Origin of the sequence: Mesorhizobium sp. M0830 (assembly GCF_040319965.1) — a bacterium.
Lineage (GTDB): Bacteria > Pseudomonadota > Alphaproteobacteria > Rhizobiales > Rhizobiaceae > Mesorhizobium.
In genome coordinates this window covers 32,320-46,736 of sequence record NZ_JAMYOR010000017.1, presented here as the reverse complement: position 1 = coordinate 46,736, position 14,417 = coordinate 32,320, and the positions used below count along the sequence as shown (strand labels likewise).

The 14,417-nt window shown below is 61.9% G+C and carries 15 protein-coding genes; 8 read left to right on the top strand and 7 right to left on the bottom strand.

Annotated features, from left to right (window positions below; all coding sequences use genetic code 11):
- Position 1 precedes the first annotated feature (1 nt).
- The 4 genes from NKI20_RS13020 to gatB form a co-directional block, all read right to left on the bottom strand.
- Positions 2-346 carry a VanZ family protein gene (locus tag NKI20_RS13020; protein ID WP_352831027.1) on the bottom strand — a complete coding sequence of 115 codons (345 nt, stop codon included), beginning with the start codon at positions 344-346 and terminating at the stop codon, positions 2-4.
- Positions 347-424: 78 nt separating this feature from the next.
- Complete coding sequence (locus tag NKI20_RS13015; RefSeq protein WP_352831025.1) at positions 425-1,123, bottom strand: AIM24 family protein; 699 nt, start codon at positions 1,121-1,123, stop codon at positions 425-427.
- 118 nt (positions 1,124-1,241) lie between these two features.
- Positions 1,242-1,730: a GNAT family N-acetyltransferase gene (locus NKI20_RS13010; RefSeq protein WP_352831023.1), complete on the bottom strand. Its 489-nt coding sequence runs from the start codon at positions 1,728-1,730 to the stop codon at positions 1,242-1,244.
- Between the two features lie 4 nt (positions 1,731-1,734).
- Positions 1,735-3,234, bottom strand: a complete 1,500-nt coding sequence (gene gatB, locus NKI20_RS13005) for an Asp-tRNA(Asn)/Glu-tRNA(Gln) amidotransferase subunit GatB (RefSeq protein ID WP_352726690.1) — start codon at positions 3,232-3,234, stop codon at positions 1,735-1,737.
- Positions 3,235-3,514: 280 nt separating this feature from the next.
- Between gatB and NKI20_RS13000 the strand changes: the two genes are divergently transcribed.
- Complete coding sequence (locus tag NKI20_RS13000; RefSeq protein ID WP_023759402.1) at positions 3,515-3,772, top strand: YjhX family toxin; 258 nt, start codon at positions 3,515-3,517, stop codon at positions 3,770-3,772.
- Between the two features lie 47 nt (positions 3,773-3,819).
- Here NKI20_RS13000 and NKI20_RS12995 read toward each other — a convergent pair whose 3' ends face one another.
- A complete protein-coding gene (locus tag NKI20_RS12995) occupies positions 3,820-4,251 on the bottom strand; it encodes a CBS domain-containing protein (RefSeq protein WP_023759403.1) in 432 nt (143 codons plus the stop codon).
- An 88-nt stretch (positions 4,252-4,339) separates the two neighbouring features.
- Entirely contained in the window at positions 4,340-5,098 is a 759-nt protein-coding gene (locus NKI20_RS12990) for a rhomboid family intramembrane serine protease (RefSeq protein WP_352831092.1), read from the bottom strand.
- A gap of 228 nt (positions 5,099-5,326) precedes the next feature.
- On the opposite strand from NKI20_RS12990, the gene NKI20_RS12985 reads away from it, so the two are divergent.
- The 4 genes from NKI20_RS12985 to NKI20_RS12970 all read left to right on the top strand — a co-directional run bounded on the left by NKI20_RS12985 (position 5,327) and on the right by NKI20_RS12970 (position 10,389).
- Positions 5,327-6,364: a substrate-binding domain-containing protein gene (locus NKI20_RS12985; RefSeq protein WP_352831021.1), complete on the top strand. Its 1,038-nt coding sequence runs from the start codon at positions 5,327-5,329 to the stop codon at positions 6,362-6,364.
- 154 nt (positions 6,365-6,518) lie between these two features.
- Entirely contained in the window at positions 6,519-7,775 is a 1,257-nt protein-coding gene (locus NKI20_RS12980; protein WP_352831019.1) for an LVIVD repeat-containing protein, read from the top strand.
- Positions 7,776-7,846: 71 nt separating this feature from the next.
- Complete coding sequence (locus NKI20_RS12975) at positions 7,847-9,376, top strand: sugar ABC transporter ATP-binding protein (protein ID WP_352831017.1); 1,530 nt, start codon at positions 7,847-7,849, stop codon at positions 9,374-9,376.
- On the top strand, positions 9,373-10,389 hold the full coding sequence (locus NKI20_RS12970; RefSeq protein WP_352831015.1) for an ABC transporter permease: 1,017 nt from the start codon (positions 9,373-9,375) through the stop codon (positions 10,387-10,389). The genes NKI20_RS12975 and NKI20_RS12970 overlap by 4 nt, the downstream gene beginning before the upstream one ends.
- 62 nt (positions 10,390-10,451) lie before the next feature.
- Here the strand turns inward: NKI20_RS12970 and NKI20_RS12965 are convergent, their stop codons facing one another.
- Positions 10,452-11,495, bottom strand: a complete 1,044-nt coding sequence (locus NKI20_RS12965) for a substrate-binding domain-containing protein (RefSeq protein WP_023759409.1) — start codon at positions 11,493-11,495, stop codon at positions 10,452-10,454.
- 570 nt (positions 11,496-12,065) lie between these two features.
- Here NKI20_RS12965 and NKI20_RS12960 point away from each other — a divergent pair.
- The 3 genes from NKI20_RS12960 to NKI20_RS12950 all read left to right on the top strand — a co-directional run bounded on the left by NKI20_RS12960 (position 12,066) and on the right by NKI20_RS12950 (position 14,390).
- Positions 12,066-12,698: a PAS domain-containing protein gene (locus NKI20_RS12960; protein WP_352602536.1), complete on the top strand. Its 633-nt coding sequence runs from the start codon at positions 12,066-12,068 to the stop codon at positions 12,696-12,698.
- 182 nt (positions 12,699-12,880) lie between these two features.
- Positions 12,881-13,498 carry a PilZ domain-containing protein gene (locus NKI20_RS12955; protein ID WP_023759411.1) on the top strand — a complete coding sequence of 206 codons (618 nt, stop codon included), beginning with the start codon at positions 12,881-12,883 and terminating at the stop codon, positions 13,496-13,498.
- A 283-nt stretch (positions 13,499-13,781) separates the two neighbouring features.
- Complete coding sequence (locus NKI20_RS12950; RefSeq protein ID WP_352831013.1) at positions 13,782-14,390, top strand: transglutaminase-like cysteine peptidase; 609 nt, start codon at positions 13,782-13,784, stop codon at positions 14,388-14,390.
- Positions 14,391-14,417: the final 27 nt, after the last annotated feature.

The window sequence follows — 14,417 nt, the reverse complement described above, 5'->3', positions numbered from 1 at the left end:
TCTACCGCTCTCCTAATCGTCTGCTGCCTCTGGCGAACAATTGGCCGACGAGGATACCGACAATACCAGCGCAGGCTTTCACGACTGCGTCGGCAAGCTCCGCGTGGCGACCGGGGTCGACGATCTGAAGCAGTTCCAACATGCCGGCGGTCACAATCACGAAGATCACCACGTGATAAAGTCGGTTGGGGAAGCCGAGCCCCAGGGCGAAGCCCAACAGTATGTAAGCCAAGGCGCGCTCGACATTTGCCTCAGCGAAGTGCGGCCGCATCTGGATCGGCGACAAGGTTGCGAAAATGATGATGGCGAGCAGCGTCAGCGCGGCAATGCGGGACAGTTTGGTCATGTCACTGCATATCCGTCGTAAGCCGGCACGGCAAACGCCGGGATGACGCAGGTCCGGATCGCTGCCGCCATGCTCGAACTACTCTTCGCTCGGCATATGCAGATACATCGACTGGATGCCGATCCGGCCCGGTCCGGTGAAGCGGTTGACGATAAAGTTCATATTGGCACCGAAGAAGCCGCTCGACAGGCGATCGATCTTGGTTTCCATCCCGACCGAAACATCCTTGAACAGCCAGCCACCAGGCTCGATGTCGATGGTCTCGCCGGCGGCGAGCGTCTTTTCGAAGACATTGCCATAGCCGTGCAGCCAGACGATGCCGTCCCCGGAATCACCGCGAAACCGGTCGATGAAAAAGCCGCTCTGTCCGAACAGCATCGTCGCCAGGCCACGCACACGCTCGAAAGAGTAGTCGACATTGCCGGTCGCGGCGAGAAACTGGTGCTCGCGCACCTGTATCTCGTCGCCACGCTGGAGATGGATCGGCACGATGTGGCCCGGACCATCGCGGCTGAAGGCAATGATGCCCGCCCCCGAAGCCTCGGTGACGAATATCTGCATTCCGGCCATCATGCGCTTCAACGCGCCCTTCAGCGACTTCAGGCCGATGGTGATGGTGGAATTCTTCCACAAAAGGATGTGGTGCTCGAAATAGACTGGCATCCGCGTCACGTCGACCGAGAGCACCGGCACCAGTTCGCCGGCTATATGATAGGTGACGCCACCAAAGGTCTCGTCCGACACCTGTGTCGGCATCAGTTCCGGCAAGCTCGGCATGAAAGTCCCCGTCGCCGTCGCGCCGTTGGATGCGGACGCTGGCTCAAGCAGCGTTGATACGCCTGCGGAGGCAGGTCAAATCAAAAACGCGAGACAATTGCCGACCGGACACGCCGGTCTATCCGAGCGGCTTCTCAAAACTCAGCATCGTCGGCCTTGAGCTGTCGCGGGATTCCGCCGTGGCGCCGACGGGCAGAAACCCTTTCGATCGGTAGAAGGCGATGGCGCCGCTATTGGCCTCCTCGACCTCGACGCGCAGCACTCGCCCTTCCGGGAAACTGTCCTCGATCTCGTCGAGCAGCGATTGCCCGATGCCGCGCCTTTGGCAGTCCGGATGGACGTAGAGTTGGTTCAACAGGATGACCTTCGCATCCGCAGTGGCGGCGGCGAAAGCCATGCCGCCGATCCGCTCGCCGTCATCGGCCACCAGCAACTCCGAATTCGGCCGTGTCAGCCGCGAACGGAGGGAGGCAATCGAGTGCCATTCATCGGTGATCTCGGTCACCTTGGCAGCGCCGTAAATGGCGTCATAGGTCGCATGCCAAGTCTCGACCAGCAGCGTCCGCACAGCGGCAAGGTCGCGTTCCCCGGCGGTGCGGACGAACACAGCCCTACTCGATGCCCAGCTTGACCTTGACGAGATCGTTGACCGCTTGTGGGTTGGCCTTGCCGCCGGTCGCCTTCATCACCTGGCCAACGAACCAGCCCGCCATGCTCGGCTTGGCGCGCGCCTGCTCGACCTTGTCGGGGTTGGCAGCGATGACCTCGTCGACCGCCTTCTCGATTGCGCCAGTGTCGGTGACCTGCTTCATGCCACGGCTTTCCACCAGCTGGCGCGGATCGCCGCCCTCGGTCCAGACGATCTCGAACAGGTCCTTGGCGATTTTGCCGGAGATGGTCCCATCCTTGATGAGATCGATGACCGCGCCCAGCTGATCAGGCGAAATCGGAGCGTTTTCAATGCCTTTTCCGGCCTTATTCAATTGTCCGAGCAGATCGTTGATGACCCAGTTGGCGGCGAGTTTGCCGTCGCGGCCGGCGGCGACCTTCTCGAAGTAATCGGCGATCGGCTTTTCCGAAACCAGGATCGAGGCGTCATAGGTCGAAAGGCCGAGCGACGAGATCAGCCGCGCCTTCTTGTCGTCCGGCAGTTCCGGCAGCTCCCTGGCCAGCGCATCGACATAGGCCTGGTCGAATTCCAGCGGCAGAAGATCCGGATCGGGGAAATAGCGGTAATCGTGCGCCTCTTCCTTCGAGCGCATCGAACGCGTCTCGCCCTTGACGGCATCGAACAGCCGCGTTTCCTGATCGATCTTGCCGCCATCCTCGAGGATGGCAATCTGCCGGCGTGCCTCGTAGTCGATGGCCTGGCCGATGAAGCGGATCGAATTGACGTTCTTGACCTCGCAGCGCGTGCCGAACTCACCGCCCGGCTTGCGTACCGAGACGTTGACGTCGGCACGCATCGAGCCTTCGTCCATGTTGCCGTCGCAGGTGCCGAGATAGCGCACGATGGTGCGCAGCTTGGTGACATAGGCCTTGGCTTCGTCGGCCGAGCGCATATCCGGCTTCGAGACGATCTCCATCAGCGCCACGCCCGACCGGTTGAGGTCGACATAGGACATGGTCGGATGCTGGTCGTGCATCGACTTGCCGGCATCCTGCTCCAGATGCAGCCGCTCGATGCCGACCTCGATGTCCTCGAATTCGCCCTGGCGGTCGGGACCGACCGAGACGATCACCGTGCCCTCGCCGACGATCGGCTGCTTGAACTGCGAGATCTGGTAGCCCTGCGGCAGGTCCGGGTAAAAGTAGTTTTTCCGGTCGAAGACCGACTTGTGGTTGATCTGCGCCTTCAGCCCAAGGCCAGTGCGGATCGCTTGCTTGACGCATTCCTCGTTGATGACGGGCAACATGCCCGGCATCGCCGCGTCGACCAGGCTGACATTGGCGTTGGGTGCCGCTCCAAAGGCGGTCGAGGCGCCGGAAAACAGCTTTGCTTCCGAGGTGACCTGCGCGTGGACCTCGAGACCGATGATGATCTCCCAGTCGCCGGTGGCACCGGAAACAAGGCGCTTGGCGTCGGGCGTGCGGGTGTCGATAAGGGACATTGTGGCCTGCGTATTGGAACTACGGATTATGCGTTTACGCATATTTTGGTGTGCAACTTCGCTAGTGCAAACCGTTCAACGAGACAAGCGCAAAGCCACGGACTGGCCTTTTCAGCCGCTTTCGCCTATAGGACGCCCCATCCCAATGGAGAGTGGATGTCCACTTACGCTCAGTCCCGGTAAGGCCCTGACCTCCTAGCGAGGCAGGGCAGAAAACCTGAAACCCCGTGCCGTGAAGTTTCGCGGCGGCGGCATTTTTTGTTTTCCCGGAAACTCCCCCATGGATATTTCGCGCATTGAACAGCGCATTCTGCACCTGCTCGCGCAGGGCGGACGCATTGAAATCGAAAAGAACGAGAAAAAGCGGATCGCCTCCGTCAAATGCCTGACCCGTGACGGCTGGCATTATCCGGGCGTCGATCTCGACATGTTTCGAAAGCTGAAGCGGAAGAAGGCCGTTTCTTCGTCGGGCGGTGGACCCTACCGCATCACCCGGCGTGGGCTGGAACTCGTCCGTTCCGAACTCGACAACAGGTAGATACGGCTCCGCCGGTCGGTGCTCCGGCCGGCGGTTCCCTCCACCGCTCAGGCGGTGGCGATATAGGCCCTGATCTCTTCGGCCTCGCGCTCGACATCCTCGATGCGGCGCTTGACCACGTCGCCGATAGACACGATGCCATCGAGCATGCCGTCCTTTTCCACCGGCAGATGGCGGAAACGGCCTCGGGTCATGATTTCCATCACCTCGTTGACGGTGTGGTTTTCGTTGCAGATCTTCACCTTCGGCGTCATTGCCGAACGCACGGCGATATCGAGCGCGGCACCGCCTTCCTTAGCCAGAACCCGCACAATGTCGCGCTCGGAAAGAATGCCGACGATCTTGTGGTCACCATTGGTGATGACCAGCGCGCCGATCCTGTGTTCGGACAGGATGCGAATGGCTTCGCTCAGCTTTTCGTTCGGCCCGAGCGTCAATACGTCATGGCCTTTTTTCTCGAGAATTGCCTTCACCGTCATGGCTTCCTCCTCTGCTTTTTGCCCGCCGGTTCCAGCCTGACCGGCTTTCACATAAGAGTGAATATCGTGCGCCGTGATCGGTTGCATTTCAAGTGCGGTGGTCGGTGTTCTCCCATTCCGGCGCCTGCCACCGCCTGTCGAACCAGCGCAGGCCGAAGAAGCCGGCAACGAAGCCGCCAATATGGGCTTCCCACGCGATCTGGCCCTCTACACCCGGGGCAAAGCCAAGAAGACCGGTGGCAAGATTGATGATCATCCACACGGCGAGGAAGATCACGACGCCGCGCAAGCGCAATACCAATGCGATCGGCAGCACCGGGCCGGCGAAGGCAGCCTTGCCGGCCGAGCGATCGGTACGGAAACCGAACCGCGCCGCAGCTCCCATCATGCCTGATATGGCTCCCGAGGCACCGACCAGCGGCGCTTCTCCATAAGGATGCATCGCCCAGAAAAGCGCGACCGAAGCCAGCCCGGTTACGGCAAAGAACAGCGCGAACCAGAGCGTGCCCAAACGATTTGCCAATGGCGAGCCAAAGGCTGCAAGCCAGACCATGTTGATGGCAATATGGGCAAAGCCGCCATGCATGAAGGCATAGGTGAACGGCCGGGAAAACAGGAACCAGTCGAAGCCATATTGTCCGGTGTAGAGAATCGGGATGAAAGCCCCGTCGTACAGCAATAACATCTGCTGTGCTTCGTTCAGCACATATTGCTGCAGCAGATAGACGGCGACGCAAATGCCGATCACCGCCAGCACCACCGGGGGCAGGTTGAACACCGGCTCACGCCGCCGTGGCGGCGCGTCGTCCACCTGTCGTGTTTCCGAAGGGTCTGCCGGTTCGCTCATGCGCATCTGATCCAGGAATCCTGCGCGTCCTTTAGAGCAAGGATGCTCGCGTTGGAACAATTCTGTTTCCCGGACAGCGAACGCCCCGCACCAGGTCGCCTTCATTTGCTAAAAGACCGAAAGGAAGCGAAGCGGAAATGCTCCGGGATGTGAAAAACTCGCAACGAGCGTTCTCGGAAGCGATGATCCCCCTCCCTAGAATGCCGCCAATTCCAAAGGGGTCCCCACATGATCAAGCATCTTCTTTCCCTGGCCGTCGCTGGCATCGCCAGTCTCGTCACCGCCGCTTCGGCGCAGGGCATATCCGGCGCACCAGCTCCCTTCGACAAGGGCGGCGTCAAGATTGCCGTCGTCAGCTTCCTCGGCTCCGGCGACTGGCTCCAGGCATTCGAGGCCGGCGTGAAGCGCCAGGCCGACGCGCTTGGCATCGAGGCCAACATCTCGCAGGCGCGCAACGACATCAACACCGAGCGGCAGTTGATCCAGCAGGCGATCAACCTCGGCGTGCAAGGCATCATCATCAACAACGGCCAGCCCGAAGCCATCAAGGACGTCGCACAGGCGGCGCTTGACGCCGGCATTCCGGTGGTGGCCTACGACACCAATCTCGACAATCCAAAGATCCCGCAGGTCGAACAGTCCGACGCCGACATGGCGCGCCTCGTGCTCGACCAGGCGGTCAAGGACCAGGGCCAGAAATTCGATGGCGGCGTCCTCTATGTCGCCGGCTTCGCGCCGCTCGATCGCCGCTACGCGGTCTGGAAGGATTTCGGCAAGAAGTACCCAGGCATCAAGGAAGTCGCCACCTGGGGCGTGGTCAACGACACCGTCGCCGCTTCGGTCGCGGACCAGACCAAGGCTGTGCTCACCGCCAACCCGACGCTTTCGGTTGTCTTCGCTCCATGGGACGAATTCGCTCGTGGCGTGAAGCTCGCCATCGACGAGCTTGGCGTTGCCGACAAGGTCAAGATTTACGGCGTCGACATCTCGACCTCGGACATCCAGGCCATTCTCGAACCAAACAGCCCGTGGGTGGCGACGGCGGCAACCAATCCGGCCGTGGTCGGCGAGGCTTCGGTGCGTGCGCTTGCCCAGCTGATCGCCGGACAGAATCCCGGCCATTCCGTGCTGATCCAGCCGACGCTCGTCACCAGGAAGGATCTCGCCGACAACAACATCAAGACGATCGAGGACCTGCAGGCGAAGTTCCCGGCCTTCAAGGACAGCGACGCGGCAAAAGCACCCTGGATACCTGCGTCCAATTGAAAATCCAGCATCTTCCTTCAGACAATCAGCAATCCGAACAATCGTCCCCGGCCTGACCGGGGATGATCACTGGAATGCCCGACGACGACTGCATTTGCGCCTCCACCCACTCCGACAGGCAAGAGGCGCCGGGCCGACCTTTCGAAAGACGATTATGAGTTCTGTCCCTACCCCCGACTATTCCAGGAACATGCGCCTGATCGGCCATTCCGACCAGGGCGGACGGCCGGATGGATTGCAAGTAATGGTGCATCGCGGCTTCGCCTATGTCGCGCATCCCTGGTCTCAAGGCTTTTCCATCATCGATGTGCGCGATCCCAAAAATCCGGGTGGGACGGTGTTCGTGCCCGCGCCGCCGAATACCTGGACGATCCATCTGCAGACGCATGAGGATCTGCTGCTGGTCGTCCATGCGCGCGGTCTGTTCGCCGACGCCGCTTTCGCCTTCGACGAGAAGGTCTACTACACCAAGTCGATCGGCGAGACGGTCGGCACCGCACCCGGTTCGGGCGCGGCGCGGACATGGTCGGCCGGCATGGCCATCTACGACATCTCGAAGCCGACGCAGCCTCGCCAGATCGGCTTCTTCCCGGTCGATGGCATCGGCATTCATCGCATCTGGTATGTCGGTGGGCGCTACGCCTATGTGTCGGCGCTTCTCGACGGCTACAGCGACTACATTCTGCTCACAGTCGACCTTCAAGATCCGACACGGCCCGTCGAGGCCGGTCGCTGGTGGATTCCCGGCATGCATCTCGCCGGCGGCGAGACACCGGGCTGGCCCGACGGCCGCCGCTACGCGTTGCATCATGCGGTCGTCGAAGGCGACACCGCCTATGCCTGCTGGCGCGACGGCGGGTTGACCGTCCTCGATGTCGCGGACCCTGCCCTGCCGAAGCTGATCACCCACAAGAACTGGTCGCCGCCCTATGGAGGCGGCACGCATTCGGCGTTGCCGCTGGTCAAGCGCGGTCTGCTCGTCGTCGCCGACGAGGCCGTGCTCGACCATGAGGAGGATGGGCGCAAGCATACCTGGATCTTCGACATACGCGATCCGGCGAACCCGATTTCGATCTCGACGCTGCCGACTCCGGATGAAACCGACTACACTGCCAAGGGCGGACATTTCGGCCCGCACAATCTGCATGAGAACCGGCCGGGCAGCTTCGTGTCCGACACGCTGATCTTTGCAACCTACCAGAATGCAGGGGTGCGCGTTTTCGACATCTCCGACCCCTATCGGCCGAAGGAGACAGGAGCGCTGGTACCGCCAGCGCCCAGCCGCATGGTCGACAAGCGTCCGAACCGGCCACGAGTGATCCAGTCGACCGACGTGTTCGTCGACGCCAATGGCATCATCTATTCGCCCGATTACAATGCCGGGCTGGCAATCATGGAATATGGCGGTTGACAGACGCGACCGTGCCCGTTGGCTTGCCTGCCTTTCTCAGTTCTCACCCAATCCATAACCGGCTGAACCACTTGTCCCTCACCGCCGCCCCCATTGCCGTCGCTGTCGCCGGGATCGAGAAATCTTTTGGGCCGACGCGCGCGCTCGCCGGAGCCGATCTTGCCGTCGCGGCCGGGGAGGTGGTGGCGCTGATGGGCGCCAATGGCGCCGGCAAGTCGACGCTGGTGAAAATCCTTTCGGGCTCACATGTGCCCGACGCGGGAACGATCACGCTTGGCGGCAGGTTCGTCGCCTTCGCCTCGCCCAGCGCCGCCAAGGCTGCCGGCATCGCGACCGTCCATCAGGCGACGGACCAGGCCGGCGCCGCTGGATTGACGGTCGCCGAGAATCTTCTGCTCGATGAACTTTGCCAGCCCGGCGGGCGCTTCTTCGTCTCGGCCACGTCTATCCGCAGGCGTGCGCGCGCCATCGCGGCGCTGATCGATCTCGACCTGCCGCTCGACCGCGACTTCGTCGATCTGCGGCCGGCGGAACGGCAATTGGTCGCCATCGCGCGCGCCGTAGCGGCCAAGGCCTCGGTCCTCATTCTCGATGAGCCGACATCCAGCCTTTCGGCCAAGGAAGCGGACCGGCTCTTCGCCATCATCCGGCGGCTGCGGACCGGCGGCATGGCAATCCTCTACATCTCGCACAGGCTTGGCGACCTTGCCGCCATCGCCGATCGCGCCGTCATCATGCGCGGCGGTCGCATCGTCGGCGCTTTTGCCAAGCCGATCGATTTCCCTGCCGCCGTTGCGGCCATGATCGGCCGAACATTGGAAGCCGCCACCCATGACGGCAAGACGTCGACGGCCCCGATCGTCGCCTCCATCAAGGGCGCGCGGCTGATTCCCGGTGCGCGGCCTTTCGATCTCGACCTGCGCTCCGGCGAGGTCGTCGCGCTGACCGGCACGCTCGGCTCGGGCAAAAGCCGGCTGCTGCGCGCGCTTTTCGGCCTGGAAACGCTGGCGCAGGGCAGCTTCGTGCTCGATGGAAAACCGTGGCTTTCGAACGGACCGGGGCGATCGATCGAAAACGGCGTTTTCATGGTCGCCGAAGATCGCTGGGCATCGTCGCTTTTGCCAGCCGAGATTCCGGGCGCCTCGATTGCCGGCACGATCGCCCTGCCGCATCTGCGGCGCTGGTTTCCCAGCGGTCTGCTGCGGGCCGCGCGCGAGCGCAGGGTCGCCTCCGAGGCGATCGCCCGGCTCGGCATCAAGGCGCGCGGACCCGACGACACACTCGATGAGCTTTCCGGCGGCAACCAGCAGAAGGTCGTGCTCGCCCGCTGGCAAGCGGCACCTTGCCGGCTGCTGTTGCTCGACGAGCCTTTCCAGGGCGTCGACGTCGGCGCGCGTGCCGACCTGATCGCCGCTATCCGCAACAGCCAGAGCGATTCCGCCACGCTGATCGCGACAAGCGACACCGAAGAGGCGCTGGAGGTTGCCGACCGCATCCTCGTCATGCGCGATCATTCACTTCACGAGGCCGGTGACGGCCATGGCTCCCTGACAGACCAGATCGGCAAGGTCGAGAGCGATAAGGCCGGAGATCATCGATGACGAACCTGACGACCGAGCAACCGGCCGCCCCGCGCACATCGTTCTTTCGGGAGACGCGCCGCTACGCGCTCTTCGTGCTGCTGGCACTGATGGTGATCGGCTTCTGGTATGCACAGCCCGCCTTCATCCGCTCGGCCAACCTGTTCTCGATCCTGCAGGCGGTTTCGGTCGTGGCGATCCTCGGCGTCGGGGTCTCTATCACAATGTCGGCCGACGGCTTCGATCTCTCGGTAGGCAGTATCGCCGCCTCGTCGGTGATGGCGGCGAGCTACGCCATGGTCGTCTGGCAGCTGGACGCGGCTGAGACCATGGTGCTGATCCTGCTGATGGGCGCCTTCATCGGCCTCTTGAACGGGCTGCTGATCGTGCGTGTCGGCGTTCCCGATCTTCTCGCCACGCTGGCGACGATGTTCCTGCTCGCCGGCCTGCAGCTGATCCCGACAGGCGGCCGCTCGATCACCGCCGGGATGGTGCTTCCCGACGGCTCATCGGTCCCTGGAGCTTACGATCCAGCCTTCCTGATCCTCGGCCGGTCGCGGCTCTTCGACACGATCCCCTTGTCCGTCGTGGTCATGGCGGTCGTCGCCGTCCTCGCCTGGTTTCTGATGGAGCGCACGCGTTGGGGCCGCGTCTTCTATGCGATCGGCGGCAACGAAACGGCCGCGCATCTATCCGGCGCGCCGACCAAGGCGTACCGGCTCTGGGCCTATATCCTGTCCGGCACGCTTGCTTCGCTGGGAGGTCTGATCGTCGCTTCGCGTGTCGGCCGCGGCGATGTCTCAGCCGGCAACTCGCTCCTGCTCGATGCGGTGGCGGCCTCGCTGATCGGATATGCCGTGCTCGACAAGCGTCGCCCGCATGTGATCGGCACTGTGGCCGGCGCAATCTTCGTCGGCGTCCTCCTGAACGGCCTCACCATGCTGAACGCGCCCTATTACACGCAAGATTTCGTCAAGGGCGTCGTGCTGGTTGGCGCTCTGGCGCTGACGTTCGGCCTGGGAAAGAAACGATAGTTCACGCCGGCACAGGCGTTATCTCCCCTCCTTCGCGGCGAAACGAGGGAGGGGAGAAAAGGTCAGTTGGTGGGGATCCAGCTTGCGGTCGCTGCGTCGCTCTGACCAAAAGCGGGCAACTTGGCATCGAGATCCTCGATCGTCTTGATGCCGTTCTTGCGCAGCTCCTCCTGTGTCAGCAGGACCGGCTTGACGACGATGTTGTGGCCGGGATCCTCTCCCGCGATCAGCTTTGCCGCCGCCCGCACCGAAACGGCGCCTACGACGGCCGGGTTGGTGGCCGCGGTGGCGACCCATGGACTGCCTTCCGCGGTGATCTCGGTGATATCGGCGGTCGACACATCGGCCGAATAGATCTTCACCTTGTTCGAGATGCCGAGCTCATCGGTGGCGAGTTTCACGCCGCGCGCGAACTCGTCATAGGGGGCAAAGACGACGCTGATGTCGGTATTGGCCTGGAACGCCGCCTTGGTCTGGTCGGCGGTCGACACCGCGGTCGTATCATTGACCGTTCCCCAGCGGGCTTTCTCGACGATCCCGGGATTGGCCTTCTTGGTCTCCTCCCAGATTTCATTGCGACGGTCGAGCGGCGCGAAACCGGCGACGTAGACATAACCCGCCTGGAATGAGGTGCCGTTGTCCTTGAGGGCCTGGCCGAGGGACGCCTTGGCCAACTCGTGATCGGATTGTTCGACTTGCGGGATTTTCGGATTGCCGAGATCGACGTCGAAAGCCACAACCTTGATGCCGGCGTCGAGGGCCTTCTGCGCGACATCCTTTAAAGCTTCCGGCTGGCCATGGTCGATGATGATCGCCTGGACGCCGAGATTGATCGCCTGTTCGATCTGGTCACGTTGTGCCGCCGCATCCTGCCGGCCGGAAAAGACCGTGAGATCGATGTCGAGCGCTTTCGCCTGTTTCGTCGCACCGGCCTGGTAGGCCTGAAAGAAATCGCCGGCGGAGATGAAGGTGACGAGTGCCACCTTCACGCCGCCCTTGTCGAAGGGCGCCGGCGCTCCGGCCAACCCGGCGGCCTGTGCCGCCCCGGCCGGAATGGCACAGGCGAGCAGGCTGGCGGTGATCAGTCCAAGAACGGAAGTCTTCATGAAGGTCCCCAGAAAATAACGCCGACAAGGCGCGTCTCCGACCGCGGGATCGCCGCCGTCGCGCCTCAAGGAGCGAATGCGCAAGAGTACAGCGGCAATCGAGCCGTTCGGAACGCAGATTTTTCTCTTTCGAAGCGCGTGATTGGCAAATGTTGCCGTTGCTTGTCGCAGGCTTGGGCGATGCCGCGTTGTCGATCGTCGGGATTGTTCCAGCATCGCGGCGAGCGGAAATCTCAGCCCGCCGTTAACCCCGAATCGCTGGGCGCGAATCAAAAAAGAAGCCGTTCAAGGTTTCCCCTGAACGGCTGGTCGAGCCCCCTGCTCCCCTAAAACTCTGACTGAAGTGCTGCCGATCGTCGCGAAACGACCGCTTCTGGAGTGGTTTTTGTGTGCCACGGGGCTTGCTTCGATGCAACGTAAACCACTTGTTAACCTTAACGGCCCCGACCCGTGAACAAGTGTTAACGACGCTGGCACGCTTCCTGCTCCGCAACGCATGTAGGTCATCGGAGGGCGCCCTTCTGTTCACCGATGGGACATCAGACGACAGATTGCGCGGAGCAGCATAATATGAACCAGAATGGATCGATCACGCTGTTCCACTATTGGAATCGCCTGCGTGACGGACGCCCTGCCCCGAAGCGTTCGGAGGTCGAGCCGGCCGATATCAAGTCGCTGCTGGCCGACACCTTTATCCTGGAACGGGACACGCGCGGGCAAGCCGTGTTCCGGCTGGCCGGCACCAGGCTTTGCGCCTGCTATGGCCGCGAACTCAAGGGGTTTTCCTTTCCATCGCTGTGGCGCGAGAAGGATCAGCGGCTCGTCTCGCGGCTGATCCATGGTGTCTTCGAGCAGAAGTCGGTCGTGCTCATCACCTATGAGGGCTTCAGCCGCAACGGGCGCTCCAACAAGTTCGAGCTGCTCGCTTTGCCGCTTGACGGCGGCGTCGAAAATCCGCGCTGCCTGGGCGTCATCAGTGCCGTGGAGAAGCCCTTCTGGCTGGGCGCCGACCCGATCACCGACGCGCTGATCGATTCGATCCGCGTCATCGACCCGGAGAAGGAGCTCCTGAACAACCGTCCGGCGATCGATGTTCCCTCGCTCGTTCCCGATGACCTCGGGGCACCCGAGACGATCTCGGCGCTCGGCCGGGCGCGCCGCATCCGTCATCTTGTCGTCTTCGATGGCGGGCGCGAGGAATAATCCGCAGTTTCGCGTCTCGGTAACGTCGCCCAAAAGTGCGCAGCGGTCTTGGAACAACGACATACATACAAAGGGAAGAGCCTAAAAGCGCCCGCTTTTCCCCTTTGTTAACCTGCTTTGTTGTACTTCTTTGATGAAGTTCTCGCATCGACGCGTGGGACGCAAACAGGGTGAAGGCAGTCATGAGGTCAGCGGCGATCGACTATGCGCCGTCCCAAGCTGAAAGGCGTAACTTCCAGCGCGTCCGCGTCAAGATTTACGGGCGCTTCATGCTGGAAGACCGCACCGAGCACCCCTGCCAGGTCGTCGACATGTCGCCGGGCAATGTAGCATTTCGCACCGACCGCATCGGCATGCCCGGCGAAAAAGTCATCGCCTACATCGATCATATCGGCCGCATCGAAGGTGTCGTCACGCGCACCTTGCAGGACGGTTTCGCAATGACCGTCATCGCGTCGGATCGCAAGAAGGACAAGCTTGCCGCGCAATTGACCTGGCTTGCCAACAAGCATGAACTCGACCTGCCGGAAGACCGTCGCCACGAGCGCGTCGCGCCGCGCAATCCGACCAGCGTTCTGCAGCTCACCGATGGCCGCCAGTACCAGTGCCGTATCATCGACCTGTCGCTTTCCGGCGCCGCGGTCGAGATCGACGTCAAGCCGGCAATCGGCATCCAGGTCATGCTGGGCACCATGCGCGGGCAGGTCGTCCGCCACTTCGAGGATGGCGTCGCCATCGAATTCGCCGTCATCCAGCGTCCCGAAACGCTCGATTCCGAATTCAACGCGCCGCGCGCCTGACAAGGCCAGCAACGCTTTCATGAAGCCGGCCCTTTGCGGCCGGCTTTTGCGTTCGCGACATCGCCGATTGAGATGCTTCAGCCAAGCTCGAGGCAGTTGCCCTGCAAGGCCCGCGGGACATCGAGCCCGAGGGGTCGGCTTCGAAACTCCCAATAATTTAATACTCAAATGAATAAAATTTGACGTTTATTCTACTGGCGTTTTACTCAATATCTACTTCGTGCTTTTGCCTCAAATAAATCCACATGTGGCAATGTCTCCTTCGAACGGGGAGACTACAACAATGAAGAAAACGAGGCGCAAGCTGTTGCTGGTGGCAATAGCGATGCAGCTTTCCGCCTGGGGATCAGCATATGCCGCGGGACCGGCCTATATGCACACCGGCGGACGTACCACGCAGCCTGTCGGCCATTATGAGTTCTGCCAGCGCATAGCTGGCGAATGCAGCGAAAGGACCCCCAAGGGCGCGCCGGTCGAACTGACCCGCAAACTGTGGGCGACGATCGTCAACATCAACAATTCCGTCAACACCCGCATCAAGCCGCGCACCGATATGGAGAACTACGGAGTCGAGGAATACTGGGCCTATCCGGATAATGGCTATGGCGATTGCGAGGATTACGCACTGGAAAAGCGTCGTGAATTGATGAATGCGGGCGTGCCCGCCGGCAACTTGCTGATGACCGTCGCGCGCCAGCCGAATGGCGACGGTCACGCGGTACTGACCGTGCGCACCAGCCTGGGGGAATTCATCCTCGACAATCTGGAGACCAAGGTCCTGTCCTGGACGGACACCGACTACACCTATCTCAAGCGCCAGTCCGACCAGAATTCGGGCGTTTGGGTGACGATCAACGACGGCCGCTCCGACGCGGTCGCGAGCGTCCGCTAGATATCACAGATCAGGCGCTCCGCATGA

Coding starts and splice junctions, on each gene's coding strand:
- NKI20_RS13000 (WP_023759402.1), top strand. CDS start 3,515: ATGGATATTTCGCGCATTGAACAGCGCATTCTGCACCTGCTCGCGCAG.
- NKI20_RS12965 (WP_023759409.1), bottom strand. CDS start 11,495: ATGAAGACTTCCGTTCTTGGACTGATCACCGCCAGCCTGCTCGCCTGT.
- gatB (WP_352726690.1), bottom strand. CDS start 3,234: ATGTCCCTTATCGACACCCGCACGCCCGACGCCAAGCGCCTTGTTTCC.
- NKI20_RS12985 (WP_352831021.1), top strand. CDS start 5,327: ATGATCAAGCATCTTCTTTCCCTGGCCGTCGCTGGCATCGCCAGTCTC.
- NKI20_RS12990 (WP_352831092.1), bottom strand. CDS start 5,098: ATGAGCGAACCGGCAGACCCTTCGGAAACACGACAGGTGGACGACGCG.
- NKI20_RS12995 (WP_023759403.1), bottom strand. CDS start 4,251: ATGACGGTGAAGGCAATTCTCGAGAAAAAAGGCCATGACGTATTGACG.
- NKI20_RS12955 (WP_023759411.1), top strand. CDS start 12,881: ATGAGGTCAGCGGCGATCGACTATGCGCCGTCCCAAGCTGAAAGGCGT.
- NKI20_RS12950 (WP_352831013.1), top strand. CDS start 13,782: ATGAAGAAAACGAGGCGCAAGCTGTTGCTGGTGGCAATAGCGATGCAG.
- NKI20_RS13015 (WP_352831025.1), bottom strand. CDS start 1,123: ATGCCGAGCTTGCCGGAACTGATGCCGACACAGGTGTCGGACGAGACC.
- NKI20_RS13020 (WP_352831027.1), bottom strand. CDS start 346: ATGACCAAACTGTCCCGCATTGCCGCGCTGACGCTGCTCGCCATCATC.
- NKI20_RS12980 (WP_352831019.1), top strand. CDS start 6,519: ATGAGTTCTGTCCCTACCCCCGACTATTCCAGGAACATGCGCCTGATC.
- NKI20_RS12970 (WP_352831015.1), top strand. CDS start 9,373: ATGACGAACCTGACGACCGAGCAACCGGCCGCCCCGCGCACATCGTTC.
- NKI20_RS12960 (WP_352602536.1), top strand. CDS start 12,066: ATGAACCAGAATGGATCGATCACGCTGTTCCACTATTGGAATCGCCTG.